23 protein-coding genes are annotated in these 26,163 nt (G+C 61.7%); 11 read left to right on the top strand and 12 right to left on the bottom strand.

Annotated elements, in window-relative coordinates:
• Positions 1-29: 29 nt before the first annotated feature.
• Genes ACHMXK_RS19485 through ACHMXK_RS19460 form a run of 6 tightly spaced genes read right to left on the bottom strand, consistent with a single transcriptional unit; the run spans position 30 to position 6,414 of the window.
• Complete coding sequence (locus ACHMXK_RS19485) at positions 30-1,049, bottom strand: ABC transporter ATP-binding protein (protein ID WP_397442174.1); 1,020 nt, start codon at positions 1,047-1,049, stop codon at positions 30-32.
• On the bottom strand, positions 1,046-2,053 hold the full coding sequence (locus ACHMXK_RS19480; protein WP_397442173.1) for an ABC transporter ATP-binding protein: 1,008 nt from the start codon (positions 2,051-2,053) through the stop codon (positions 1,046-1,048). The genes ACHMXK_RS19485 and ACHMXK_RS19480 overlap by 4 nt, the downstream gene beginning before the upstream one ends.
• Positions 2,050-2,949 carry an ABC transporter permease gene (locus ACHMXK_RS19475; RefSeq protein ID WP_397442172.1) on the bottom strand — a complete coding sequence of 300 codons (900 nt, stop codon included), beginning with the start codon at positions 2,947-2,949 and terminating at the stop codon, positions 2,050-2,052. The genes ACHMXK_RS19480 and ACHMXK_RS19475 overlap by 4 nt, the downstream gene beginning before the upstream one ends.
• Positions 2,946-3,920 (bottom strand): ABC transporter permease, encoded by a 975-nt coding sequence (locus tag ACHMXK_RS19470; RefSeq protein WP_397442171.1) that lies wholly within the window; start codon positions 3,918-3,920, stop codon positions 2,946-2,948. The genes ACHMXK_RS19475 and ACHMXK_RS19470 overlap by 4 nt, the downstream gene beginning before the upstream one ends.
• Positions 3,917-5,404: a SidA/IucD/PvdA family monooxygenase gene (locus ACHMXK_RS19465; RefSeq protein WP_397442170.1), complete on the bottom strand. Its 1,488-nt coding sequence runs from the start codon at positions 5,402-5,404 to the stop codon at positions 3,917-3,919. Before ACHMXK_RS19465 ends, ACHMXK_RS19470 begins: the two co-directional genes overlap by 4 nt.
• 11 nt (positions 5,405-5,415) lie before the next feature.
• Positions 5,416-6,414, bottom strand: a complete 999-nt coding sequence (locus ACHMXK_RS19460) for a LysR family transcriptional regulator (protein ID WP_397442169.1) — start codon at positions 6,412-6,414, stop codon at positions 5,416-5,418.
• Positions 6,415-7,001: 587 nt separating this feature from the next.
• On the opposite strand from ACHMXK_RS19460, the gene ACHMXK_RS19455 reads away from it, so the two are divergent.
• Positions 7,002-7,874, top strand: a complete 873-nt coding sequence (locus ACHMXK_RS19455; protein ID WP_397442567.1) for a hypothetical protein — start codon at positions 7,002-7,004, stop codon at positions 7,872-7,874.
• 405 nt (positions 7,875-8,279) lie between these two features.
• Here the strand turns inward: ACHMXK_RS19455 and metK are convergent, their stop codons facing one another.
• Positions 8,280-9,461 carry a methionine adenosyltransferase gene (metK, locus tag ACHMXK_RS19450; protein ID WP_397442168.1) on the bottom strand — a complete coding sequence of 394 codons (1,182 nt, stop codon included), beginning with the start codon at positions 9,459-9,461 and terminating at the stop codon, positions 8,280-8,282.
• A 178-nt stretch (positions 9,462-9,639) separates the two neighbouring features.
• Between metK and ACHMXK_RS19445 the strand changes: the two genes are divergently transcribed.
• Both ACHMXK_RS19445 and ACHMXK_RS19440 read left to right on the top strand, forming a co-directional pair.
• Positions 9,640-10,503: a lysophospholipid acyltransferase family protein gene (locus ACHMXK_RS19445; protein WP_397442167.1), complete on the top strand. Its 864-nt coding sequence runs from the start codon at positions 9,640-9,642 to the stop codon at positions 10,501-10,503.
• Positions 10,500-11,396 (top strand): lipid A biosynthesis acyltransferase, encoded by an 897-nt coding sequence (locus tag ACHMXK_RS19440; protein WP_397442166.1) that lies wholly within the window; start codon positions 10,500-10,502, stop codon positions 11,394-11,396. The genes ACHMXK_RS19445 and ACHMXK_RS19440 overlap by 4 nt, the downstream gene beginning before the upstream one ends.
• Before the next feature lie 73 nt (positions 11,397-11,469).
• On the opposite strand, the gene ACHMXK_RS19435 is transcribed toward ACHMXK_RS19440, so the two are convergent.
• Together ACHMXK_RS19435 and yihA are read right to left on the bottom strand one after the other, a co-directional pair.
• Positions 11,470-12,408, bottom strand: a complete 939-nt coding sequence (locus ACHMXK_RS19435; RefSeq protein ID WP_397442165.1) for an alpha/beta fold hydrolase — start codon at positions 12,406-12,408, stop codon at positions 11,470-11,472.
• Positions 12,409-12,505: 97 nt separating this feature from the next.
• The gene (yihA, locus tag ACHMXK_RS19430) at positions 12,506-13,234 is read right to left on the bottom strand and encodes a ribosome biogenesis GTP-binding protein YihA/YsxC (RefSeq protein ID WP_397442566.1); all 729 of its coding nucleotides are present in this window, start codon (positions 13,232-13,234) and stop codon (positions 12,506-12,508) included.
• Between the two features lie 219 nt (positions 13,235-13,453).
• Between yihA and ACHMXK_RS19425 the strand changes: the two genes are divergently transcribed.
• From ACHMXK_RS19425 to ACHMXK_RS19405, 5 genes are all read left to right on the top strand, one after another.
• The gene (locus tag ACHMXK_RS19425) at positions 13,454-14,098 is read left to right on the top strand and encodes a c-type cytochrome (protein ID WP_397442164.1); all 645 of its coding nucleotides are present in this window, start codon (positions 13,454-13,456) and stop codon (positions 14,096-14,098) included.
• A gap of 189 nt (positions 14,099-14,287) precedes the next feature.
• Positions 14,288-16,477 (top strand): cytochrome c biogenesis protein ResB, encoded by a 2,190-nt coding sequence (locus ACHMXK_RS19420; protein ID WP_397442163.1) that lies wholly within the window; start codon positions 14,288-14,290, stop codon positions 16,475-16,477.
• Positions 16,474-17,823, top strand: a complete 1,350-nt coding sequence (ccsB, locus tag ACHMXK_RS19415; RefSeq protein WP_397442161.1) for a c-type cytochrome biogenesis protein CcsB — start codon at positions 16,474-16,476, stop codon at positions 17,821-17,823. Before ACHMXK_RS19420 ends, ccsB begins: the two co-directional genes overlap by 4 nt.
• 86 nt (positions 17,824-17,909) lie before the next feature.
• Positions 17,910-18,908, top strand: coding sequence for a protein-methionine-sulfoxide reductase catalytic subunit MsrP (gene msrP, locus ACHMXK_RS19410; protein WP_397442160.1), 999 nt, complete (start codon positions 17,910-17,912; stop codon positions 18,906-18,908).
• Positions 18,908-19,558 (top strand): sulfite oxidase heme-binding subunit YedZ, encoded by a 651-nt coding sequence (locus ACHMXK_RS19405; protein WP_397442159.1) that lies wholly within the window; start codon positions 18,908-18,910, stop codon positions 19,556-19,558. The genes msrP and ACHMXK_RS19405 overlap by 1 nt, the downstream gene beginning before the upstream one ends.
• Before the next feature lie 34 nt (positions 19,559-19,592).
• On the opposite strand, the gene lysA is transcribed toward ACHMXK_RS19405, so the two are convergent.
• Together lysA and ACHMXK_RS19395 are read right to left on the bottom strand one after the other, a co-directional pair.
• Positions 19,593-20,894: a diaminopimelate decarboxylase gene (lysA, locus tag ACHMXK_RS19400; protein ID WP_397442158.1), complete on the bottom strand. Its 1,302-nt coding sequence runs from the start codon at positions 20,892-20,894 to the stop codon at positions 19,593-19,595.
• On the bottom strand, positions 20,891-21,175 hold the full coding sequence (locus tag ACHMXK_RS19395; protein ID WP_397442156.1) for a lipoprotein: 285 nt from the start codon (positions 21,173-21,175) through the stop codon (positions 20,891-20,893). The genes lysA and ACHMXK_RS19395 overlap by 4 nt, the downstream gene beginning before the upstream one ends.
• A gap of 12 nt (positions 21,176-21,187) precedes the next feature.
• Here ACHMXK_RS19395 and cyaY point away from each other — a divergent pair, with 12 nt between their 5' ends.
• Positions 21,188-21,523 carry an iron donor protein CyaY gene (gene cyaY / locus ACHMXK_RS19390; protein ID WP_397442155.1) on the top strand — a complete coding sequence of 112 codons (336 nt, stop codon included), beginning with the start codon at positions 21,188-21,190 and terminating at the stop codon, positions 21,521-21,523.
• A 187-nt stretch (positions 21,524-21,710) separates the two neighbouring features.
• Here cyaY and ACHMXK_RS19385 read toward each other — a convergent pair whose 3' ends face one another.
• Positions 21,711-24,137 carry a penicillin-binding protein 1A gene (locus ACHMXK_RS19385; RefSeq protein ID WP_397442154.1) on the bottom strand — a complete coding sequence of 809 codons (2,427 nt, stop codon included), beginning with the start codon at positions 24,135-24,137 and terminating at the stop codon, positions 21,711-21,713.
• A gap of 270 nt (positions 24,138-24,407) precedes the next feature.
• Here ACHMXK_RS19385 and ACHMXK_RS19380 point away from each other — a divergent pair, with 270 nt between their 5' ends.
• Together ACHMXK_RS19380 and ACHMXK_RS19375 are read left to right on the top strand one after the other, a co-directional pair.
• A complete protein-coding gene (locus tag ACHMXK_RS19380; protein WP_397442152.1) occupies positions 24,408-25,487 on the top strand; it encodes a pilus assembly protein PilM in 1,080 nt (359 codons plus the stop codon).
• Positions 25,484-26,140: a PilN domain-containing protein gene (locus tag ACHMXK_RS19375; RefSeq protein ID WP_397442151.1), complete on the top strand. Its 657-nt coding sequence runs from the start codon at positions 25,484-25,486 to the stop codon at positions 26,138-26,140. Before ACHMXK_RS19380 ends, ACHMXK_RS19375 begins: the two co-directional genes overlap by 4 nt.
• The last annotated feature ends 23 nt before the right edge of the window (positions 26,141-26,163 follow it).

Below are 26,163 nucleotides of genomic sequence, written 5' to 3'. Positions count from 1 at the left end.
GGCGGGTCCTTTCAGGATTAACACTTGGATCAAACAGGGCGGTCGTTGAGATGGCAGGCGCTGGCGTGGTGGATGGCGATGCCGCGCAGCGTCGGCACTTCGACGCTGCAGCGCGGCATGGCCTGCGGACAGCGTGGGTGAAAGTGGCAACCACTGGGCGGTGTGATCGGGCTCGGGATTTCGCCACGAATGGCACTGAAGCGGGTGCGGCGCACGTCGATGCGCGGAATCTCGGCCAGTAAGGCCTGGGTGTAGGGGTGATTCGGTCGGGCGAACAGCTCTTCGACCGGCGCGCTTTCCACCACGCGGCCCAAATACATCACGGCCACGCGGTCGCAGACATGTTCGACCACGCCCAGGTCGTGGCTGATGAACAGATAGGCCAGGCCGAGCTGGTCGCGCAGGTCCATGAACAGGTTCAGGATTTGCGCCTGGATCGACACGTCGAGCGCGGCCACGGCTTCGTCGCAGACCAGCATGGCGGGCTGCACCGCCAGCGCCCGTGCAATGCCTATGCGCTGGCGCTGGCCGCCGCTGAACTGGTGCGGGTAGCGGTGGCGCAGGCTGGGGTCGAGACCGGCGCGTTGCAGCTGGGCGGCGACGTAGTCGTCTTCCCCTGCCGCATCGGTCAGGCCGTGCAGGCGCGCGGCTTCACCGACGATGCGCGAAACACGCAGGCGCGGGTTCAGGCTGGCGAACGGGTCCTGGAACACCATTTGCACACGCAGCCGGGCGGCCAGGCGTTGCCTGGCATCAAGACCTTCGAGCGCTGCGCCATTCACGTGCACCGCGCCTTCTGTGGGCGACAGCAGGCCGGCGGCGATGCGGCCCAGCGTGGACTTGCCGCAGCCGGATTCCCCGACCAGACCGACCACTTCGCCGGGGCGCACGGCCAGGTCCACGCCGTCGACGGCATGCGTCACTACCGGCGGCTTGGACCAGCCCATGCGCCACAGCGCCGTGCCGAATTTGCCGGGCGCAGGCTGCGCGCCAAAGCGTTTTGTCACGCCTTGCATGTCAACCAGCGGCATATCATTTTTGATGTTCATGCCATGGCCTCGGTGCTGACCGGCGCAGTGCCGGGATGGAAGCAGCGTACCGCGTGGTCCGGCGTGTCGGGGCGCGGTTGCGTCATCTCCGGCAGGGTCTCGCACACTACGCTGGCGCGGGCGCAACGCGGTGCAAACGCGCAGCCCGTGGGCATGTGCAGCAGATTGGGCGCCATGCCGGGAATCTGCTTGAGCCGCGCGCCGCGCCGGTTGGCGCTGGGCAGGCTGCCGATCAGGCCCTGGGTATAGGGGTGTTGCGGATGGTCGAGCACCTGGTCCACCGTGCCGTGTTCGACAATGCGCCCGGCGTACATCACCGCGATGTCATCGGCCAGGCCGGCCACCACCGACAGGTCGTGGCTGATCCAGATCAGCGCCGTGCCGGTCTCGCGTACCAGCTTTTGCATCTCGGACAGGATTTGCGCCTGGATGGTCACGTCGAGTGCGGTGGTGGGTTCGTCGGCAATGATCAGGTCGGGGCCGTGCAGCAGCGCGATGGCAATCGCCACGCGCTGGCGCATGCCACCCGAGAGCTGGTGCGGGTAGGCGCGCAACCTGTCCTCGGGACTCGGTATACCCATCAGCGCCAGCGCGTTTGCGGCCTGCTGGCGCGCCTCGGCATTCGATACCTTGCGGTGGGCGTGCACGGCTTCCATCATCTGCGTATCAACGCGCAGCACCGGGTTCAGCGTGGCCATGGGGTCCTGGAAGATCATGGCGATGCGGTTGCCGCGCAAGGCACGGCGTTCGGCTGGCTTGAGTTGCGTCAGATCCTTGCCCTGGAACAAGACCTGGCCGCCTTCGACCCGGCCCGGCGGATCGACCAGGCCCATGATGGAAAAGCCGGTGACCGATTTGCCCGAACCGGATTCACCGACCAGGCCGAGCACCTTGCCGCGCTGCAAGGTGAAGGACACGCCGTTGACCACCGGCAACACACCGCCCCGCGTGTGAAAGCGGGTTTGCAGATTCCGCACGTCCAGGGTTGGAACTTCTGAATTCATTTCTGCAGCCTCGGGTTCAGCACGTCGCGCAACTGGTCGCCGACCAGATTGATCGCCACGATGGTGGCGAGCAAGGCCACGCCGGGAAAGAAGCTGATCCAGTACTCGTTGGACAGCAGGTATTGGTAGCCGTTGGAAATCAAGAGCCCCAGCGAGGGTTCTGTGATGGGCACGCCCAGGCCCAGGAAGGACAAGGTGGCCTCCAGCGTGATGGCGCGGGCGATCTGCAGCGCACCGATCACCAGCAGCGGCGGCAGGCAATTGGGCAGGATGTGGCCGGTGAGGATACGCCAGCGCGGAATGCCTTGTCCGCGTGCGGCCTCGACGTATTCGCGCTGGGTTTCCACCAGCGCCTGGCCGCGCGCGGTGCGGGCGTAATAAGCCCACTCCAGCAGCACCAGCGTCAGGATCACGTTGCCTACGCCCTTGCCCACATAGGCCAGGATCATCAGCGCCATCAGTATGGTCGGGAAGGACAGCAGCAGGTCCACCAGGCGCATCAGTACCGCGTCGACCTTGCCGCCGGCGTAGGCCGCGAGCAGGCCGACCAGGGTGCCTATCACCGCCGCGATGGCCGCCGAGCCCACGCCCACCAGCAGGCTGATGCGCAGGCCGTAGATGATGGCCGAGTAGAGGTCGCGGCCCTGGCCGTCGGTGCCCAGCCAGTAGGTGTAGCCGGCGGCGCTGCTGGGCGTGCCGGGGTGCAGGCGTGCGTCCATCACGTCGAGCTGCATCAGGTCGTAGGGGTTTTGCGGCGTGATCCAGGGTGCGCAGAGCGCGGCCAGCACCACCAGAGCGAGGATGACGAGCCCGGCGACAGCGACGCGCGAGTGCAGAAAGTCGGCGCCTACGCGCCACCAGATCGAGTGTTCGTCAAAGCTGCGGGAGGTCTTCATTTCGCAGCCTCCAGGCGCACGCGCGGGTCCAGCAATTTATAGAGCAAATCCACCACCAGATTCAGCGTGACGAAGATCACCACCACCACCATCAAATAGGCGACCACCACCGGCCGGTCCAGCGCGTTGATGCTGTCCAGGATCAGCTTGCCGGCGCCTGGCCAGGCAAAGATGGTTTCGGTCACCACCGCGTAGGCGATGGTGGCGCCCAGCTCCAGCCCGAGCACCGTGACCAGGGGGATCAGCGTGTTGCGCAAGACATGCATGACCATCACCCGCGTGGGTGACAGGCCTTTGGCGCGCGCAAATTTTACGAAGTCTTGCGGCAGCACCTCGCGCACGCCGGCGCGCGTCAGGCGCAGCACCAGCGAAATCTTGAACAGCGCCAGGTTGAAGGCCGGCAGAATCAAATGCTGCAGCCCGTCTAGCGTGAGCCACGACCATTCCACGCCGAACAGGGCGCGGGTTTCGCCGCGCCCGCTGGCCGGCAGCCAGCCGAGTTGCACGCTGAACACCATGATCAGCATCAGCGCGACCCAGAAGGCCGGCAATGAAAAACCGACGATGCTGCCGGCCATCAGCGTGTGTGACACCGGGTGGTCCGGCTTCATGCCGGCAAACAGGCCTAGCGGCACGCCGATGACGATGGCCAGCAGCAGGGCGCTGATGGCCAGTTCCATGGTGGCGGGTAGGCGATGCAGGATCAGGCGGATCGCATCTTCCTGGTAGACGAAACTTTTGCCCAGGTTGCCCTGCAGCGCGCCTTCGACGAAGGCCAGGTACTGGCGCCACAGCGGCTGGTCCAGGCCCAGGCGGGCGATGGCTGCCAGCCGTTCGGCCTGGTTCATGTCGTCGCCGATCAGGATGTCCACCGGGTTGCCGATGGCGTGCAGGCCAATGAAGACAATCAGCGTCATCACCACCACCACCAGAGCCGCCTGGGCAACGCGGCGCAGCAGCCAGCCGGTCATGGGCGCTCCCCGTCGGGGTAGGCGGGGAAGGTCGCGGGCGTCCATTCATCGCCGTCCAGTTCGGGTTCGGCGTAACGCTCCATGGCCGCGAAGTGTTGCGCCACGTCTTCGGTGAACAGCTGGCCGGCCAGGCCCTGGCCCAGGCGTTTGGCGCCGTCGCTGATCTGCGGAATGTCGCCGGCCACGGCGCCATGCGACAGCGCCGATGGGTAACAAAAGCAGTGCACGCGCGCCAGCCCGGGGCAAGCGCCAGGTGTTTTTTCCTGGAATTCGAGTAACGGCCCGAGGTCGGGCGACTGCGCCAGCTCGTCGTCGTCCTGGCCGGGCTCGGGCTGGTAACGGTCCTGCCACAGCCGCACCTGGGGCGCGAAGGCGGCGAACTCGGGGCGCAGGCGCCAGTCGAGGCGAAAGCCGGTGCAGAAGATCACGAAATCCGCGGCCAGCGGCCCTTTGGCGGTGTCCAGGCGCAACGCGCCGTCGCCACGCAGCGTGGCGGTGTGTACCGGTGTGCCCAGGTGAAAGTGAGCGTTCGCATGGCGCGACACGCGCAGCGTGCTGCCATGCGGCGGCGGCACCTGCTGCACGTTGATGTAGTGGCGAAAGCGCCATTTCCAGTCGTCGGGTAAGGCCTTGAAGCCGTGTGCCACGCCCGGGCTGCCAGCGCCCTTGCCCTTGTTGACGCGCGGCAATTCGGCGCGGCGCACCAGCAGGTCGACGCGGGCCGCGCCGGCCTCCAGCGCGGTGGCGGCGCTGTCCATTGCCGAGGCGCCGCCGCCTATCACCACCACGCGTTTGCCGGCCAGCAGGGCGGGGTCCCAGTTGTCGGCCGAATGCGCCCAGCGATCGCGCGGCAGGGCCAGCGCCCAGTCAGGCACCCAGGGGCCGCCCAAGCCATCGCGGCCGGTGGCCAGCACCACGTGGCGGGCCAGCACCTGGTAAGGCCGGGCGTCCTGGCTGTCATCGGCCAGATCCAGCTGCACCAGGCCATCGGCGCGGGGCACCACGGCCAGCACACGCTGCTGGTTGCGCAGGTCCAGCGCCAGCACGCGGCGGTACCAGCGCAGGTAGTCCATCCATTGCAGGCGCGGGATTTTGTCCAGCGCCTCCCAGGCGGCCAGACCGAATTGCGCCTCGAACCAGGCGCGGAAGGTGAGGGCGCCAAAACCCAGCGCCGGACCGGTCAGCTCCTTGGGTGAACGCAGGGTTTCCATGCGCGCGGTGGTGGCCCAGGGGCCTTCGAAGCCCTCGGGCGCGCGGTCGAAGATGCGCGTCTGCACACCCAGGTGGGTGAGTGAGGCGGCCAGCGCCAGGCCGGCCATGCCGCCACCGACGATGGCGGTGTCCAGCACCTCGGCGCCGTCCGCCTGGCGCGGTGGCACCCAGCGTCGTGCGGGCAGGCACAGCCATTGCAAATCCTGGCGCAACCGTGCTTCCAGGGTTTCCAGGCCAAAGCCGGCGGGGGTGTTCATAACGCAAGGTTTCATGGGGGACTTCATCACGGACGTTTTCGCGGCATCGCGCCAGGACTGGTTGTTGCATCGTCGGCATGGGCCGATTGCAGCAGCGTGGCGTGGTCGGCCACGTCGTGCTGCACAAAACCCGGCAGCGCTGCGGCGGCTTCCAGCAGTGCGTCGGCCAAAGCGCGCACGGGGGCGGTCAGTGGCCGGGATTGGGGCGTGATCACGCCAAAGAAAAAAGGAATGTCGGTATCGATCGGACGCACGACCACGCCGGCCAGCGGCGCGCCGTGGGCCGTGAGCGGCTCCAGCACGGCCACGCCCAGTCCGGCGCGCACCAAGGCCTGGGCATTGATGGAAGAATTGGTTTCGATCAGCGCGCCATGCTGCCCCGGCGCGCGCCCGGCCCCGGCCAGCACGGCATCCAGCCGGTGCCGCAAGCGAAAGGGGTTGCTCATGGTGATGAGCCGGCGTTGTGCCAGGGCTGCGAGTGGCACTTTTTCGAAAGCGGCTAGCGGGTCGTGTTGCGGCAATACGGCGACGCAGGCCAATTGGGCAATCCAGTGCACCTGCAGGCCGCGGTGCTCCAGCGGCAGGCTGCTGGCGCCCAATTGCACGGCGCCAGTCAACACCGCATGCACCACTTGTTCGGGTGATGCGGTGCGCAACTGGACCGGTGTGGCGCCGGTTTGGGCCTCCACGCGTTTCAACGCCTGGGGCAGCAGGCCGACGGCCAGCGCCGACGTTGTCGCCAGCAACAGGGGTTGGGCCTCCCCGCGCGCGATTTCGACGGCCCGTTCGTGGATCCGGCGCAGGCCCGCCAAAACGCGCTCTGCCTCCTCGTACAGCAGGAAACCCTGCTCGGTCGGCGTCACCCGTGGGCCGTTGCGTGTAAACAGCGCATAACCGATTTCGGCTTCCAACTCTTGCACCAGGCGCGTGATGGCCGGCTGCGAGCGGCTCAACAACCTGGCCGCACCCGTGACGCTGCCGACCGACATGACGGCGGCAAACGCTTCGAGTTGACGGAGTTCCATGCGTTTAAGTATCCAAAATATGGATCATGACGCATTGAGTATATAAGTGGCAAATAATAAATCCACATGTGCTTATGCGACCACAGGAGCCCAAAAGCTGAATTTTCGGGAAGACCCAAGAGCGCGGATGTCGGCGTGCTGGCCGGTGGGTAGGCTGCCGTATGTCCATGGCTCCCAGGCGCATGGGCTCAAGTGTCGTGTTTGTCCGAGGTTTTTGTCGACTGAGGTGCGGTGTCAATAATGAGGTGAACTGCTGCTAAAAACTCTGGGTGCTACCATCCACGCAGCTAACAAGCATTTCATTTCTACCCATGCATTCCGTTTTCCCCTCCCTTTGCGCAGGCGCCATGAGCTGCCTGTCTGTGGGGAGGTGCGCCGCAGTGTGCGAGATCTGGCCATACAAGCCAGTCGCACATTCCTCAGCCCGGCGATAACTTTTCCTCTCTTCTGCGCAAACCTTCCATCGCTGGGCCCCTGTTCAGCGCGATTGCGGCCGTCTGTTGAGATCAGACCGGTCGCACCAAATGCGTCACATGACCCATGCACAAGGTGCATGGGCCCTGCGCATGGTGATTGGATTGAAGACGATGGAATTCACAAAGAAATTTCTCAGGGCCAAAAGTCCCTGTGCCGACGGCTTTCGTTGGTTTGTCCGCAACGTCGAAGACGGTAGCGGTTACCAGGAGGCATTGGACACGCTGGTCAGTGCCGGGCGTGTCGAGGACGCATGCTGGTTGTTGACACAGTTTGGCCCCACCAACGAGGTCCTGAGCGTCGATTCACTGGACGCCGAGGCCATTGTTTTTGCGGGCACCCTGGAGGTTCGCGGCGGTATTGATGTCGACACCGTCGTTCAGGCCGGGCGATCGATTCGGGCGGGTGGCGGCATACGTGCGGGTCAGGCCATTGTGGCCGGCGAGGACATCCGGGTGGCGGGCAATATCCACAGCCAGGGCAAGCTCCAGGCCGGCGGTGACGTGCGGGCCGATTGGGGTATGGATGTGCAGGAACTCATTCTTTGCGGTGGCGATATGCGCGCTGCCTGGGATTTGATCTGCCACGGAAAACTGTCACTGACAGGCAGCGCTTTCGTCGGGCAGGACCTGATCGTCCACGGGGGGCTCGAATGCGGCAAGAGTCTGAACGTTGGCGGCGCCATTGTCGGCGCGGACAGTATTCGGGTCGGACAGGGCATTCTGGCCGGCGGGGCCATCCGCAGCGGCATGCATCTGGAAGCGGGCTGGGGGATCAAATCCGGCGAATCGATTCACGCGGAGGGCTCGATCAAGGCCGGCGAGAGTTTGTCGGCGGGCGATGAAATCCGCGCAGGCGCTGGTTATGGCGTTTACGCCGGCCTGAGCGTCCAGGTCGACTCCTGGGATTCCAGTGCGGCTGTGAACGCGCAAAGAAAGCCGGAAGGCCTGATGAGTGGCTGCTGGGCAGGCGCACGCGTTCTGTGAGGGCTGTCTGGCGGGTGTCCTACGCCACTTTCGTCGACATCTGACAAGCGACCCCGTTTCGCCCGCCTACGCTCGAACCGAGTGTGCCGGTCAAGCTGGGACAAGCCCATCCTTCAGGAGAAAATCATGAGTCTGTTCAGCATAGAGTTGGGTTCCAGCCAAGCCAGACGTCGGCCCGTTGAATCGGTGACCGCGAATGGCAAGGACGTGGTCACGGGTAGACGGAGCAACCCGGCACGTCCGGCCTGGCCTTTTCTGGTGACGTCCCCGCCTGCGCCTGAAAGCCAAGCAGCGTCGCCAGAGCGTCGAGGTCCGTCGAGTTTTACCAGTTGACGTTCGTTTAGACGCCAAGAAAAAAGCCACCTGAGCAGGTGGCTTTTTTGCTGTCCGACTGACGCGGATGGCTTACAGGCCGGCTGAAGCGCGCAGCGCGGCTACCTTGTCCGTTTTTTCCCAGGTGAATTCTGGTTCGTCGCGGCCGAAGTGACCGTAAGCGGCGGTTTTTTCATAGATGGGGCGCAGCAGGTCCAGCATCTGGATGATGCCTTTGGGACGCAGGTCAAAGTGTTCGTTGACCAAGGCCGAGAGCTTTTCGTCCGACATCACGCCCGTGCCTTCGGTGTAGACCGTCACGTTCATCGGATGCGCCACGCCGATGGCGTAAGCCACCTGGATCTGGCACTGCCGGGCCAGGCCGGCAGCCACGATGTTTTTTGCCACATAACGCGCGGCGTAAGCAGCCGAGCGGTCGACCTTGGACGGGTCCTTGCCGCTGAAGGCGCCGCCGCCGTGCGGGCAGGCACCGCCGTAGGTATCCACGATAATCTTGCGGCCGGTCAGTCCGCAATCGCCCTGTGGGCCACCAATGACAAAACGGCCGGTCGGGTTGATCAGGTACTTGGTGTCTTTCAGCCACTCTTTGGGCAGCACCGGCTTGATGATTTCTTCAATGATGGCTTCGGTGAACGAGGCCTTCATTTTGTGCTGGGTTTCGCTCTGGTCGGGGCTGTGCTGGGTGGACAGCACCACGGTGTCAATGCTGTGCGGCTTGCCGTCCACGTAACGCATGGTGACCTGGCTCTTGGCATCGGGACGCAGGAAGGGCAGGCGGCCATCTTTGCGCAGTTGGGCTTGACGCTCGACCAGGCGGTGGGCGAAATAAATCGGCGCGGGCATCAGTTCGGGCGTTTCGTCGCAGGCGTAGCCGAACATCAGGCCCTGGTCGCCGGCACCAATGTTCAGGTGGTCGTCGGACGCGTGGTCCACACCCTGGGCGATGTCGTTGCTCTGCTTGTCATAGCAGACCATGACCGCACAGCCCTTGTAGTCGATGCCGTATTCGGTGTTGTCGTAACCGATGCGCTTGATGGTGTCACGTGCGACCTGGATGTAGTCCACATGCGCGTTGGTGGTGATTTCACCGGCCAGCACCACCAGACCGGTATTGGTCAGGGTTTCGGCGGCAACGCGCGAACGCGGGTCTTGTTTGAAAATGGCATCCAGGATGGCATCGGAAATCTGGTCGGCGACCTTGTCGGGATGACCTTCGGAGACGGATTCGGAAGTGAAGAGAAAATCGTTCGCCATTGCGTACACTCCATGAAGTTTGTCGGCGCGTTGCCGGCTGGGGTGCCTCGGCGAACGCTTTAGCAGTTTGGTTTAATGTCGCCCTGCAAGTTGTTCAGTAACTCGGCGACAGTTGCCATTATAGCTTTTTACCCCTATTTTCTTCTTGCTCAGACTGCCCGCCGCCCACTCCCTTTTCATGGTTTATCTGTTTCGATTTTTCTCTTTCTGGCCGCTGCGCGCCCTGCATGCCGCAGGTGCGGGCCTGGGCTGGCTGGTTTGGGCGCTGAGCCCGGCTTACCGCCGGCAGTTTCGGGCCAATGTGGCGCAGGCCGGGTTGGCTTTCGACGCGGTGCGGCCGGCGATTGCCGAGACCGGCCGTTTTGTTGCCGAGCTGCCCAAGCTGTGGATGCGTCCGCCCACGGCCTCTTGCCTGGGCAATGTGCGCATCGAGGGCCAGACCCATGTCAGTGAGGCTTTCACGCGTGGCAAAGGGATTATTTTTTTCGGCCCGCATTGCGGCAGTTTCGAGCTGGGCCCGCAGGCGCTGGCCGAGCTGTATGGGCCGATCACCGCGATTTACCGGCCGGCACGCAAGCCCTGGCTGGCCCGGCTGGAACATATCGCCCGCAGCCGGCCCGGGCTTTCCGTGGTGCCGGCCAGCCTCAGCGGCATCCGGCAAATGTTTCGCACGCTCAAAAACAACCAGGCCGTGGCCTTGCTGACCGACCAGGTTCCGCCCGAGGGTCAGGGGCTGTGGGCGCCGTTTTTTGGCAAATCCGCTTACACCATGACCCTGGCCGCACGGCTGGCCTTGCAGAGCGGCGCGGTGGTGTTGCCTGTCAGTTGTGAGCGCCTGCCGCGCGGCCAGGGTTATTTCCTGAAAATCTGGCCGCCACTCGCCGCGCTGGAGCATTTGCCCAAAACCGACATGTTGGCTGCGGTGACGATCATCAACCAGGCGATCGAAGCGATTGTGCTGAGCCAGCCGGGCCAGTACCTGTGGGGCTATGCACGTTACAAACATCCGCGTCAGCAGCCTGCCGACAAGGAGGCTTCTTGAAAACGCCGGGCCAACTGATGAGCGCGCTGTTCACCCGTGGCGGCATTGTGTTCATGCAAGTGCTGGCGACCCTGCCGCTGGCTGTTGTGCGTGGTCTGGGTGTGGCGCTGGGCGGGCTGTTGTATGTCGTTGCCGTGCCGAGGCGGCGCGTGGTGCAGACCAATTTGCGCCTGTGTTTTCCGGAGCGCACCGAGCAGGAGCGGGAAGCGCTGACGCGGCAGACCTTTGTATTTTTTGCCCAGGCCTGGCTGGATCGCAGCTGGCTCTGGCATGGCCACCCGGACAAACTCAAGCAGCGCCTGTGGCTGACAGGCGCGCTGGCCGAGCTGGATGGCGAGCAGCCGACGGTCTTGTTCGCACCGCATTTTGTCGGGCTGGATGCGGGCTGGGCCGCCTTGACGCAACAGGTGCAACGTTCCTTCACCACGATTTACACCGACCAGGCCAACAAGCTGCTGGACCGCTGGATATTGCGCGGCCGCCAGCGCTTTGGCCATACACGCCTGTTCGGTCGGGCCGAAGGGGTGCAACCCATCATCAGCGCGCTGCGTGCAGGCCGGCCGCTGTACTTGTTGCCCGACATGAACTTCGGGCCGGAAGAGTCGGTGTTTGTGCCGTTTTATGGCGTGACGGCTGCCACCGTGCCTTCGCTCTCGCGTTTTGCCAAACTCGGGCGCGCCAAGGTGGTGCCGGTGGTGACCCGCCTGACGGCCACGGGTTATGAGGTCGAGGTGATGCCAGCCTGGACCGACGTGCCCTCCGCCGACTTTGTTGCCGACACGGTCGTGATGAATACACGCCTTCAGGGCTACATCAACACCATGCCGGCGCAGTATTACTGGGTGCACAAACGTTTCAAAACCCGGCCCGAAGGTGAAGATTCGGTCTACTGAGCCGGTTTCTTAAGCTTTTTAGGCCTCCAGCCCATAGCGAGCGGGCGCAAGTAGCTATTAAAAACAGAGCGTTTCAGGTCTGGCCCAGAAAGCCTTGAATGGCGCTGGCTACAAGGTCGGGCTGCTCGTGCACGATCCAGTGCGAGGCACCCGCCACACGTTGCAACTGCATTTTCGGCACATAGGCCTCCAGGCCATCCAGCAAGGCCGGCGGCAGGGCGAAATCGTTCAGCGCCCACAACACCAGCGTCGGCAGCAAGACCGTCAGCATCTCGGGCGGCAAGGTGACGGCGGCAGCGGCCGGGTCGTTGTGCGGTGGCCCCGGGCGCGGCGGGCGCAGCGGCGAGGCACGGTAAAGGTTGCAGCCGCCAGTCAGCCCCATGCCCCAGACCGCCCGGTACTGGTTTTTGACGTCTTCAGTGAGCCAGGCCGGCGTTGTGCCCGCCGCCTGCTGCTCGCCGGTGTTGGTTAAAAACTGCCAGAGCCGGCGGAAGTCGTCTTCGGCAAGCAAGGCCTCGGCGTCGGGGCGGATCAGGAAGTTCATATAAGCACTGGCCGCCTGCTGGGCCGGCGAGTGTTGCAGCTCGCGCAAAAACGTGCCGGGGTGCGGCGAGTTGATGATGACCAGCTTGTTCATCAGCTGCGGCATCGTTGCGGCCAAACTCCAGGCCACGGCGCCGCCCCAGTCATGGGCGACCAAACTTGCGAGTTGGCCCTTGTGGGCCGTACAGGTTTGGGCGATCAGCGCGGAAATGTCCTGCACTAGGTGTTTGGCGCGATAGGCGGCGGCATCCGGCGGGGCGCTGGACTGCTCAAAGCCACGTAAATTGGGTGCGATGCAGTAGTAGCCGCCGTTTTCCGGCTTGGCGAAATGTGCCAGCAAGTCATCCCAGACAAAGGCCGCTTCCGGGAAGCCGTGCAAAAACATCAGCACCGGCCGGCCCGGCTCACCCGCCATGCGGCAGGACAGGGTGATGCCGTGCGGCAGGGGGATCAAACGGGTTTGAATCATGTCGCTATGCATTTGGTAGCTGCTTGCGCCCGTCTTGAAAGGGCGGAAGGCAGATTTAACTTAAAAATGCAAAAGCGGCGAGCTTCCCGCCCGGTTTTCAGGATTCGCCGGGTTCTTCTTCAGCCGGCGGGGTGGCCGCGGCTGTTTTGTCGGCCTTGACTGCTTTTTCGGTCGGGTGTGCCCATTGCCACAGATGTTGGGCCACTTCTTCCACGCCTTGCCGCTTGAGCGCCGAGAACAGTTTGACATCGCCGCCGCCGGCCTGCAGTCGCACAATGGACAGCGCCTTGGCCGCCTCGGTCTTGTTCAGCTTGTCGGACTTGGTCAGCAGCACCAGAAACTTCAGGCCTTCCTCGACCCGGGGCCGGATCACGTCGAGCAAAATTTCGTCAAGTTCGGTCAGGCCCAGGCGTGGGTCGCACAGCAGCACCACACCTTTCAGGGTCTCGCGGGTTTGCAGGTAGTTGCCCATGACCTGTTGCCAGCGGAATTTGGCCGCCTTGGGCACGGCGGCGTAGCCATAACCCGGCAAATCGGCCAGCACCGCGTCCATCAGGCCTTGTTTGCCCAGCGAAAACAGGTTGATGCTTTGTGTGCGTCCCGGCGTCTTGGAGGCAAAGGCCAGGCGGTTGACTTGGGTCAGGGTGTTGATGCAGGTGGATTTGCCGGCATTGGAGCGGCCGACAAAGGCGATCTCCGGCACGTCGAGCTCTGGCAGGTGCTTGAGCTCGGGGGCGGTGGTCAAAAACTTGGCCGTGTGCAGCCAGCCCATGGCGATCTTGGCCTCGGCAGACTGGGGCGGCTGGGCCGCCAGAGCCGCCGCCATTCTGGCCGCCGCCACTTGGGGCGTCGGCCGCTTGGCGCTAGGCTTCTGGGTTTTGACGGGGGTAGATCGGGGAGATATGGTCATATTTGGGATTGTCCCTCAAGCCATTGTAAAATCAGGGGGTTTTGCATTAAGTTGCTGTCCCAGCGGGGCTTTAGGCAGCTTGAAGCCTGCGCTGATTGTCCAGTCCACCTTAGAGTCAACTATTAAACCCCCGATATGAAGCTTGTTTCCACATCGTTGATTTCCTGTTTATTTGCCGCCCTGCTGGCTGTGCCTGCGATTTCGCAGGCGGCTGGTGAAGCAGCCCCGGCCAAGGTCGCCAAGCCCGACCTGGTCAAGGGTGAGGCAAGTTTTACCGCGGTTTGTGTGGCTTGCCACGCGGCGGACGGCAATTCGGCGATTGCAGCCAACCCGAAACTGGCCCAGCAACACCCGGAATACCTGATCAAGCAGTTGCAGGATTTCAAATCCGGCAAGCGCAAAAACCCCGTCATGCAGGGTTTTGCCGCGGCCTTGTCGGATGACGACATGAAAAACATCTCCTACTGGGTGACTTCCAAGAAGATCAAGCCCGGTTTTGCCAAGGACAAGGAACTGGTGGCCCTGGGCGAACGTATCTACCGCGGTGGTATTTCCGACCGCCAGGTGCCCGCCTGCGCCGGTTGCCACAACCCGACCGGCGCCGGCATTCCATCGCAGTACCCGCGTCTGGGCGGCCAGCACGCCGAATACACCGCCACGCAACTGACGGCTTTCCGCGACAACGGACGCACCAACAACCTGCTGATGAACCAGGTGGCTAACAAATTGAACGACCGCGAAATCCGCGCCGTCGCCGATTACATCGCCGGCTTGCGCTGAATCCCCCGAAAAAACACAGTGTATGGACGGGGCTGGGCAACAGGCCAGCACCCTTTTGGGGAAAATACCGCCAGTCCGCCCGGTTTGTATTGAACCCCGGTTGAAATAAGCACTCCATACCAAGGCGGGTCTTTTGATGAAGGCCCGCCTTTTTTTGTTCCAGCCCATTTAGCCTATTCAAACGCACGCATGACAGTTTCCACTCACGGCCTACGGCTCAAGTCCCGCTCGCACGCCTTGCGTTCCAGTGTGGAGCTGCTGTCGTCGATGCGGTTTTCCATCGCGCTATTGACTGTTATTTGTATCGCCTCGGTGATAGGGACGGTGCTCAAGCAGCACGAGCCGCTCGGCAACTACGTCAACCAGTTTGGGCCCTTCTGGGCCCAGGTGTTTGGCGCGGTCAACCTCTACACCGTCTACAGCGCCTGGTGGTTCATGTTGATCCTGGCCTTTCTGGTCATCAGCACCAGCCTGTGTATCAGCCGCAACACGCCCAAGATTCTGGCCGACCTGAACCAAGTCAAGGAAAACATCCGCGAGCAAAGCCTCAAGGCTTTTGGCCAGCGCGCCGAAGCCGCTCTGGGCGAAACGCCTGAAACCGCGGCGCGACGTATCGGGCAAACCCTGGTGCAGGGCGGCTGGAAGGTCAAACTGCAGCAACGCGACACGCCAGGCGGCAGCGGCTGGATGGTGGCCGCCAAGGCGGGCGCGGCCAACAAGCTGGGTTATATCGCGGCCCATAGCGCCATTGTGCTGGTCTGTGTCGGCGGCCTGCTCGACGGTGATTTGGTGGTGCGGGCGCAAATGTGGCTGAACAACAAGGCCATTTACACCGGCGGCGGGCTGATTGCCGATGTCCCGGCGCAACACCGCCTGGGCGAAGGCAACCCCACGTTCCGGGCCAATTTGCTGGTGGCCGAAGGCACACAGTCCAGCACCGCCATCCTGAACCAGCCCGGCGGCGTGTTGCTGCAGGACCTGCCTTTTGCGGTGGAACTGAAAAAATTCATCGTTGAGTATTACTCCACAGGCATGCCCAAGCTGTTTGCCAGCGATATCGTGATTCACGACAAGGAAACCGGCGAAAAAACGGCGGCCCGCGTTGAGGTCAACCATCCGGCCCACTACAAGGGCATAGAAATTTTCCAGTCCAGCTTTGACGATGGCGGCTCCAGCGTCACGCTCAAGGCGGTGCCTATCGCCACCGGTACCCAGGTCTCCAGCAAGCCGTTTGAAATCCAGGGCACGATTGGCGGCTCCAGCAGCCTGACCAATGGCAGCGAAAAAATGACGCTGGAGTACAGCGCCTTGCGTGTCATCAACGTCGAGAACTTCGGCGGCGCGGGCAACCTGGATGGCGGCTCGGGCGCCGATGTACGCAAGGTCGATTTGCGCCAGTCCATAGACGCACGCCTGGGCGCCGCCAACAAGACCAAAGAGCAAAAAGAACTGCGCAATGTCGGCCCCAGCGTGACCTATAAATTGCGCGATGCCTCTGGTCAGGCACGCGAGTTCCATAACTACATGCTGCCGGTCAAGATGGACACGGCAGAGGCTAGCCCGGCGGTGTTTTTGCTGGGTGTGCGCGACACCCTCAATGGCGCTTTCCAGTACCTGCGTATCCCGGCCGACGAGTTGGGCAGCATGGACAGCTTTTTGCGGCTGCGCCAGGCGCTGGCCGATCCGGTCCAGCGCGAGCGTGCGGTCCAGCGTTATGTGCGCCAGGCGATTGCCGCTGACCGGCCCGAGCTGGCCCAGCAACTGACGGCGTCCGCATCGCGGGCGCTGGCCCTGTTTGCCGGTCCGGACCAGCCGGCCGAGGCCACCCAGCCCAAAGCGCTGGCCGGCTTGCAGGCGATTTCCGCTTTCATGGAAGCCAATGTGCCGGAAGACGAACGCAACCGCGCCGGCGAGGTGCTGGTGCGTATCCTCAACGGCGTGTTGTTCGAATTGGCCCAACTCACTCGCGAGCAAAACGGCCTCAAGCCCATGCCGCTCGACGACAAGACCCAGGCTTACATGGCGCAGGCCGTGTTGTCGCTCAGCGACGCCCACCACTACCCCGCGCCCATGGCGTTTGAGCTCAAAGACTTCACACAGGTGCAGGCCAGCGTGTTCCAGGTCACACGGACGCCCGGTAAAAACATTGTTTACCTGGGCTGTGCCTTTCTGATCCTGGGTATTTTTGCCATGTTGTATGTACGTGAGCGCCGGCTCTGGGTCTGGCTGGCACCAGCGGACACCACCGCGGCGGAAAAAGGGCCAGAATCAGGCACAGGCAGTCTGGCGACCATGGCCATGTCGAGCAACCGCCAGACCCTGGACGGTGGCAAGGAATTCGAAATGCTGAAAACAAAACTTTTACAGGTGCCACGATGAACACCACCACCCTGAACTCGCGCGGCACAAACGCGACGACCATCAGCCTGCAGGAAGGCTATTTTGCGAAACGCAATCTGCTGGACTGGCTTTTTGCCGTCGTGGCACTGGTGGGCGGGTTATATGCCTTTGCCCGCTACAACGCCTACATGGACGTCTACGAAAAAGGCATTTTGCTGGGCACCATTCCCGCCGTGATTGCGATGGGCTGGTTCTGGCGGCCACTGCGTTTGTTGATGTTGTTGGTGGCGGGTTTTTCCTTGCTGGGCATCCTGTCTTACCAGAGTGATCTGGCGCGGGCCGAACAGGTTTTCTGGCTCAAGTATTTCCTCTCCAGCCAATCCGCCATCCTCTGGATGAGTGTGCTGTTTTTCATGAGCACGGTGTTTTACTGGCTGGGCATGTTCGCCAAGGGACAAAACGATACGCTGGAATCGCTGGGCAGCAAAATTGCCTGGGTGGCTGTGGGCATGGCACTGGTGGGCACCATGGTGCGCTGGTATGAAAGTTATCTGCTGGGCGCCGATATCGGCCACATCCCGGTGAGCAATCTGTACGAAGTGTTTGTGCTGTTTTGCTGGATGACTGCCGCGTTTTACCTGTATTTTGAAGCGCAATACAACACCCGTGCCATGGGCGCGTTTGTGATGCTGGTGGTCAGTGCCGCCGTGGGTTTTTTGCTGTGGTACACGGTGGTGCGCGAGGCGCATGAAATCCAGCCGCTGGTGCCCGCGCTGAAAAGTTGGTGGATGAAATTACATGTGCCGGCCAACTTCATTGGTTACGGCATGTTCTCGCTGGCAGCCATGGTGGCGCTGGCTTACCTGATCAAGCAACAGGCCAGCGAGACCCGCTGGTACAAACTCACGCCGCTGTGGTTGTTAGGCGTGGTTTTGTGTTTTGTGCCGATTGTGTTTCGCAAATCGCCGGCCGATGTGGGCGGCAGCAATTACTGGGTGGGTTACCTGCTGGTCTCCGGCCTGATCGCCGCCGGCATTTTGCTGGGGCGCCAGCGGATTGCCGCGCGTTTGCCGGCAGCCGAGGTGCTGGATGATGTGATGTACAAGGCGATTGCCGTGGGTTTTGCCTTTTTCACCATAGCCACCGTGCTGGGCGCCTTGTGGGCGGCCGAGGCTTGGGGTGGTTACTGGAGCTGGGATCCCAAAGAGACTTGGGCGCTGATTGTCTGGCTCAACTACGCGGCCTGGCTGCATATGCGGCTGGTCAAGGGCTTGCGCGGTACCGTGGCGTCCTGGTGGGCGCTGGTGGGGCTGGCCGTGACCACCTTTGCCTTCCTGGGCGTGAACATGTTCCTCTCCGGTCTGCACAGTTACGGAACCTTGTAAACGCAGCTTGAATCCTTGTTGGAAGTCGCTGCGTATACAGACTGAGGTTAACCCCGCCCTGAATCGACAAACTGCAAGGAAACAAGATGCTGATCAACACCGGTCACCGTGGCTTTATTCACCCCGCTTCCAGCGAGATCACGTCGCCAGCCATCTACCAGCAACGGCGTGAGCTGATCCGGTTGATGGCCACGGGCGCTGCGGGGGCGGCCCTGGCCGGCTGGGCCGGGCGGGAGGCGTTGGCACAAACCCTGGCCAAACCCGGCAAGCTGGCCGCCTTGCCCGGCGCCCGCTCTGGCGTGCCTGGTGCTGTGACCATGGAAAAAGTCACTGACTACAAAGACGCGACGACCTACAACAACTTCTACGAGTTCGGCACCGACAAGTCGGACCCGGCCAGGAACGCCCACACCCTGGTCACCAAACCCTGGACGGTGGCGATAGAAGGCCTGGTCAAACAGCCCAAAACCTGGGCCATCGAAGACCTGATCAAACTCAGCGCCCAGGAAGAGCGTATTTACCGCCTGCGCTGTGTGGAAGGCTGGTCCATGGTGATTCCCTGGGTCGGTTATTCCCTGGCCGACCTGATCAAGAAGGTGGAGCCGCTGGGCAATGCCAAATACGTCGAGTTCATCACCCAGGCCGACCCGAAAACCATGCCTTTTGTTGGTTCGCGTGTGCTCGACTGGCCTTATGTCGAAGCCTTGCGCATGGACGAAGCCATGAACCCGCTGACCTTGCTGGCTTTTGGCATGTATGGCGAGGTTTTGCCGAACCAGAGCGGCGCGCCGGTGCGCCTGGTGGTGCCCTGGAAATACGGTTTCAAAAGCGGCAAAAGTATTGTCAAAATCCGTTTCACCGACAAAGAGCCCAAGACCGCCTGGAACAAGGCGGCCGCCAACGAATACGGGTTTTATTCCAATGTGAACCCGAACGTGGATCACCCGCGCTGGAGCCAGGCGACGGAACGTCGTATCGGGGAAGACGGCCTGTTTGCCAAAAAACGCAAAACCTTGCTGTTCAACGGCTACGAGGCCCAGGTCGGCCAGCTTTACGCGGGCATGGACCTCAAAAAGAACTTCTGATGAAGGCCGCGAAAGCGCTGCTTTTGCACCCGGCCGCCAAGCCGCTGGTGTTTGTCGCCGCCTTGTTGCCTTTTGCCTGGCTGTTTTACGGCGCCTTGACCAACAATCTGGGCGCCAATCCGGCCGAATATTTGATCCGTGCGACCGGCGACTGGACCTTGCGCTTCTTGTGCATGGTGCTGGCCGTGACGCCGCTGCGGGTGATCACCGGCACGCCGGCGCTGGCGCGGTTCAGGCGCATGTTGGGCCTTTTCGTCTACTTTTATGTGGTGGTTCACCTGCTGAGTTACAGCTGGTTTGACATGGGTTTTGACGTGGCCGACATTGCCAAGGACATTGCCAAGCGGCCCTTTATCCTGGTCGGCTTTTCCGCCTTTTTATTGCTGACCCCGCTGGCGGCCACCTCGTTCAATGCGGCCATCAAGTACCTGGGGGCCAAACGCTGGCAGTTATTGCACAAGCTGGTGTACCTGATCACGGGACTGGGCTTGCTGCATTTTTTCTGGATGCGTGCCGGCAAAAACAACTTTGCCGAAGTGTTTGTGTATGCCGTGATCGTGGCGCTGCTGCTGGGCTGGCGTTTGCAGCAATATTCAAGGAAAAAGAGGCTGCAGCCCATGATTGGCGGGCGCAGGCAGCTATCGGAATAGTAGCGACTGAGCTACCCCCGGCAGAGGTCAACATTCAGCCGGGGATCAGTTGCTCATGGCGCATCTGGTCGGCGGTGTTTTCCCGGCGACGGATCACATGCACCTGGGCGCCATCGACCAGCAACTCGGCGGCACGGCCACGCGTGTTGTAGTTGCTGGCCATGCTCATGCAATAAGCCCCGGCGGAAAGAACCGCCAGGCAGTCGCCGCTATGCACCGCCAGCGCGCGGTCGCGGCCTATCCAGTCGCCGCTTTCGCAGACCGGGCCCACCACGTCGTAGGTCGTCGCCGGCAAGTCCTGGCGTGGCGTGAGCGGCACGATGGCATGAAAGGCCTGGTACATGGCTGGGCGCGGCAAGTCGTTCATCGCGGCATCAATCACGCAGAAGTTTTTCTGCTCGCCGGGCTTGAGGTAGATCACCTCGGTCAGGCAGACACCGGCATTGCCGACCAAGGAACGGCCGGGCTCAATCATCAGTTTTTTTCCGCCGTAGCCACGCGCATCAATCTTGGCCAGCAGTTCCCGCCACAAGGCATCGGCCGCGGGGGGCGCATCCTGGTTGTAGTTGATGCCCAGGCCGCCGCCAAAATCTATGTGGTCAAGGGTGATGCCCGCCGCTTCTATGCTGGCCACCAGGTCCAGTATCCGGTCCATGGCGTCCAGGTAAGGCGTGGTTTCGGTGATTTGCGAGCCAATGTGGCAGTCAATACCGACGATCTTCAAACCCGGGAGGGCGGCCGCATGCTGATAAATCCGCAAAGCGTCTTCGTGCGCTACGCCAAACTTGTTGCCCTTGAGGCCGGTCGAAATGTAGGGGTGGGTTTTCGGATCGACGTTGGGGTTGACGCGAATGCTGATCGGAGCGACCCGTTGCATGGCCAGCGCCACCTCGGACAACACGTCCAGCTCGGCTTCACTTTCGACGTTGAAGCAGCCGATGCCGGCGGCCAGTGCCCGCCGCATTTCGGCGCGGGTTTTGCCCACGCCCGAGAAAATGACTTGGCGCACATCGGCGCCCGCCGCCAGCACACGTTCGAGTTCGCCGCCGGACACGATGTCAAAGCCGCAGCCCGCCTGGGCAAACACCTGCAACACGCCTAGCGAGGAGTTGGCCTTCATGGCATAACAAATCTGCGCGTTGCGTCCGGCAAAGCCTTGCTGGTAAGCCGCCAGCGCGGCCAGCATGGACGCTTTGGAGTACACAAACAATGGCGTGCCGTGTTCACGGGCCAATTGGTCGAGACGAGCTGCTTCCAGATGCAGTTGGCCTTCCCGGTAGGCAAGGTGTGGCGCGCCTGGCAGGGCGGGCTGGGCAGAGGAAGTGATCAAGCTCATTGCGGTTTGGGGGTGTAGGTAGGCGGACTGGCTTCCGGGGCCTCTGGGAGGTCTGTCGTGGGCGCGGGTGTGGCAGGGGTGCTGGCCGGGGCGGTTGGTGTAACGCCCGCCGCAGGAATCGCCTTGGGTGGAAGCGGCATAAAGAGCCGGCCTTTTTGGCCGCAAGCACTCAGGCTGGCCGCAGCGGCGAGGGCAAGTATCAGGGGGCAAAGGCCATGACTCCAGGAGAGGACACGCCGGCAACCTAAAATTTGAGCTCGAATGTGAAATCTTGCAAACATGATGGGATTGTAATGACGGACCTTGATTATCTGGACCATGCCGAAGCTGCGCTCAAGGCGATTGAAATGGCGTGTGACCGCATCAACGATGAGACGGAGGCCGACATCGACAACCAGCGGACGGGCGGCATGATCACGCTCACGTTTGCCAATCGCAGCCAGATTGTGATCAATCTGCAAAAACCGCTGCAAGAAATCTGGATGGCGGCTCGTGCCGGCGGTTTCCACTACAAGCTCATCAACGGCCAATGGACGGACACCAAGGACGCCAGCGAATTGTTTGCCCGGCTGTCACGGCATGCGAGCGAACAGGCCGGCCAGGCGCTGGTGTTCAGTGCCGCGCCGTAGCGCAAAAGTGGTGGCAACGAACGCGGTGAAGGGCCACCCCCGAGCCAGTTAAGCCCCTCGGGGGCAGCTTGGCACACGCAGTGGCAACCGTGGGGGCAGCGAACGCAGCGAAGGGCCGCCCCGAGCAAGTTCAGCCCCCTTGGGGGGCAGCGCAGCACACGCAGTGGCAAGCGTGGGGGCAATATCTTTAGTTCTTGAACAAGTCCAGAATCCGTTTTCTTTCGTCTCCGGGCGGTGGCGACTGGATGGCCGTGCCCGGCGGCACAGGTTGACCGCTGACCGGGCTGTCGGTGCTGGCCCCTGGCGCGGCCTTGTCGGCCAGGCCGACACTGCTGATGCCTGAGCCTTTGGCGTATTCGTCATAAAACCATTCACCGCCCATGTTGAGCACGCCTTGGGGCGGCGAATACTCGGTGACGGGCACACCTTTGAGCGCGTATTCCATAAAGTTGATCCAGATCGGCAAACTCAGGCCGCCGCCGGTTTCCCGGTCACCCAGTTTTTTCGGTGTGTCGTAGCCCATCCAGACGGCCGCTGTCAGCGTCGGCTGGTAGCCGACAAACCATGTGTCGATCGAGTCATTGGTGGTGCCGGTTTTGCCAAACAGGTCAGGCCGTTTCAGGGTGGCTTGCGCCTTGGCGGCGGTGCCGCTACGGGCGACTTCCTGCAGCAGGTTGGACATGACGAAGGCATTGCGCGCATCGATGCCACGCACCGATTCATCCAGCACGGGCACCGGGCTTTCAACCAGCACCTTGCCTTTCTGATCTGTGATTTTGGTGATCAGGTAGGGGTTGACGCGGTAACCGCCGTTGGCAAACACCGAGTAACCAATGGCCATTTGCATTGGCGTGACGGAGCCGGCACCCAGTGCCATGGTCAGGTAAGCCGGGTGTTTGTCGGCATCAAAGCCAAAATGCGTCACCCATTCCTGCCCATATTTGGGACCAATCGCCTGCAAGATCCGGATGGAGATCATGTTTTTTGACCTCGCCAAGCCGCGTCGCAGGCTCATGGGGCCTTCAAACGTTCCGTCGTAGTTTTTGGGTTCCCAGGGCTGGCCACCGGTGACGCCGGCATCAAAAAACAGTGGTGCATCGTTGACGACGGTGGCCGGCGTGAAGCCTTTTTCGAGGGCGGCTGAATAGATAAAAGGCTTGAAGCTGGAGCCCGGCTGGCGCCAGGCCTGGGTCACATGGTTGAACTTGTTTTTGGCATAGTCAAAACCGCCAACCAGGGCCTTGATCGCCCCGTTGCGTGGGTCCAATGCGACAAAAGCGCCTTCGACTTCGGGCAGTTGTGTGATTTCCCAGGTGTTTTTCGGCGTTTTAGCGACGCGTATCAGGGCGCCGCGACGAATCTTGATATTGGGCGCGGCCTTGTCGGACAAGCCGGACTGGGCCGGCTTGAGGCCGTCGCCGGTGATTTCTATGGTTTCGCTGTTCTGGCGAACTGCCACGATTTTCTTCGGGCCAGCTTCCAGGACGATGGCTGACATCACATCGTCGTTGTCCGGACTGTCGACCAGGGCATCATCAATCGCCTCTTCGATGTCCTGGGGGTCTTTGGGCAGTTCGATGAACTTCTCCGGGCCGCGGTAAATCTGTCGCCGCTCATAGTCCATGATGCCTTTGCGCAAGGCTTTGTAGGCCACGGTCTGGTCGGCGGCGTTCAGGGTGGTGAACACATTGAGGCCGCGGGTGTAGGTCTCATCACCATACTGGTTGAACACCAGCTGGCGCACGGTTTCCGCGACAAATTCAGCGTGCACCCGGCCCGCATTGGGGCCGGATTTGATCGTGAGTTGCTCGTTTTTGGCCGCCTCCGCCTGTTCCGGCGTGATAAAGCCGTTTTCCAGCATGCGGTCAATGATGTAGAGCTGACGCGTTTTGGCCCGCTTCGGGTTGCTCACCGGGTTGTAGGCGGAGGGTGCTTTGGGCAGGCCCGCCAGCATGGCGGCTTCGGCAATGCTGATGTCTTTCAGCGGCTTGCCGAAATAGGTTTCCGAGGCGGCGGCAAAACCATAGGCGCGCTGGCCCAGGAAGATCTGGTTCATGTAGATCTCAAGAATCTGGTCCTTGCTAAGCGTGTGCTCCAGCTTGAAGGTCAGCAAAATCTCGTAAATCTTGCGGGTATAACTTTTTTCCGTGGACAGGTAGACATTGCGGGCCACCTGCATGGTGATGGTGGACGCCCCCTGGCTCTTGGCGCGGCCCACATTGGCCAGGCCGGCGCGTATCACGCCTATATAGTCCACACCGCCATGTGAGAAAAAACGTGCATCCTCAATGGCCAGCACCGCGTCTTTCATCACTTTGGGAATGTCGCCGATCGGGGTGAGGTTGCGGCGCTCCTCACCAAACTCGCCGATCAGCACGGCATCGGACGAATAAATGCGCAGCGGCAGCTTGGGCCGGTAATCCAGCAAGTCGGACACATCCGGCAGGTTGGGGTAGGCCACAGCCAGCGCGACAGCCACCACCATCAGCAGCGAAATAAAGCCAGCCAGCGCCAAGCCCAGGCCCCAGGCAGAAATTTTCAGCACCACCCGCATCCACTGCGGGCGGTTGGCGGGAGTTGAGCGGGATTCGGACGGCGAGGAGTTTGATGACATGAGGTTCCGCGTAAGTGCGCGTCAACATTATAAAAAAATGCCTGCGAGGGACGATTTGAGGGGTTGTTAATGGTCTCTCATTTCGCGTATGGATGTAGATCCTCGTTCTCGCATCAATTCAGCCAAAGCCGCGAAAAGCGTCTACTTTTGACAACGGTGATGGTAAGCCAAAACCGGAAAATCCTTTGTTGTACAAGGACCTTACTGATAGCATTCAAGTGATTTCTTAAGTTAGCAGGGCTACACATTAGCCATCATCTGGGGACCGTCTTGATCTCTTTGGGATCCTTATTTAGCCGTCAATCGTCAGCCTTGCTGGGTTTGGACATCAGTTCATCCAGCGTCAAGCTGGTGGAGTTGAGCCGCGACAAGGCTGGCAACCTGGTGCTGGATCGATGCGCGATTGAGCCCCTGGAAAGAGGCTGGATCACCGACGGCAACGTGGAAAAGTTCGACGAAGTGGCTGAGGCAGTACGCCGCCTGGTCAAAAAAAGCGGAACCCGCACCCGCAATGTGGCCATGGCCCTGCCGGCATCGGCTGTGATCACCAAAAAAATCATCCTGCCAGGCGGACTGTCCGAGCAGGAGCTCGAAATCCAGGTTGAGGCCGAGGCCAACCAGTACATCCCATTTTCGCTGGATGAAGTCAGTCTGGACTTTTGTGTGATCGGTCCCAGCGCCAGTTCGGCGGGCGATGTGGAGGTGTTGATCGCCGCCTCCCGCAAGGAAAAAGTCAATGACAGGCAAGGCCTGGCTGAAGCGGCCGGGCTCAAACCCGTGGTGGTGGATGTGGAGTCTTATGCATCGCGCCTGGCCACGGCCCGCCTGATAGAAAACCTGCCCAACAAGGGCCTGGACACCATGGTGGCCCTGTTTGAGGTGGGCGCCTTGACGACCAGCATGCAGGTGATCAAGAACGACGAGGTGTTGTACGAACGTGACCAGGCCTTTGGCGGAGCCCAACTGACCCAGCTGATCGTGCGCCAATACGGCTTTTCCCCGGAAGAGGCCGAAAGCAAAAAACGCAGCGGCGATCTCCCGGACGATTATGAATCCAGTGTGCTCAGGCCTTTTGTCGACAGCATGGCGCAGGAAATAGGCCGTGCGTTGCAGTTCTTTTTTACCAGCACGCCTCACAACAAGGTTGACTACGTGATGCTGGCGGGGGGCTCGTCGGCCTTGCCTGGCCTGACCGAGGCTGTCACACAGCAAACTTCCTTTTCCTGCATGGTGGCCAATCCCTTTGAGGGCATGACCCTGGGCAACAATATCCGGGAGAAAAAGATGAAGCGTGAAGCCTCGTCTTACCTCACCTCGTGCGGGCTGGCTTTGCGGAGGTTTTTCCAGTGATTCTGGTCAATTTACTTCCTCACCGCGAAGCTGCGCGCAAGCGCAGGCGCGAAGCTTTTTTTGTGGCCTTGGGTATTGCGGCGCTGGCCGGCGGCCTGATCTGCGGCGCAGTGTATTCCTGGTATCAGGCCCAGATTTCGGGGCAACAGGATCAAAACACCTATCTGAAGACCGAAATCACCCGTCTGGACAATCAGATCAAGGAAATTGCCGGTTTGCAGCAGGAAATTGCTGCGCTGCGCGCGCGGCAAAATGCCGTGGAAGATTTGCAGGGCAATCGCAACCTGCCGGTTTATCTGCTGGATGAACTGGTCAAACAATTGCCCGATGGCGTCTACCTGACCAGCATGAAGCAGGAAAATCAAGTGGTCTTGCTGGCTGGCGTGGCCCAGTCCAACGAACGGGTCTCCGAGTTGCTGCGCAATCTGGGCAACAACAGCCCGTGGCTGACCCGGCCCGAACTGATTGAAATCACGGGCAGGAGCCTTGCGCTCGGGGCGCGTGATCAGCGCCGTGTGGCCAATTTTTCGATGCGGGTGGCGCTCAAGCGAGCGACCGACGTACAGAAAGCGACACCGGCCACCCCGTCGGGTACCACTGGCCCCGCAACGATCAAACCCGCGCAGGCCAGCCCTGTCGCGGCCAGGATCTGACAAACCGGCTCGGAACAAGCACT

It is taken from the genome of Polaromonas sp. UC242_47 (genome assembly GCF_044452385.1).
Taxonomy (GTDB): domain Bacteria; phylum Pseudomonadota; class Gammaproteobacteria; order Burkholderiales; family Burkholderiaceae_C; genus Polaromonas.
Note: the sequence above shows the minus strand (reverse complement) of the source record. Positions and strands in the feature narration are given on the sequence as shown.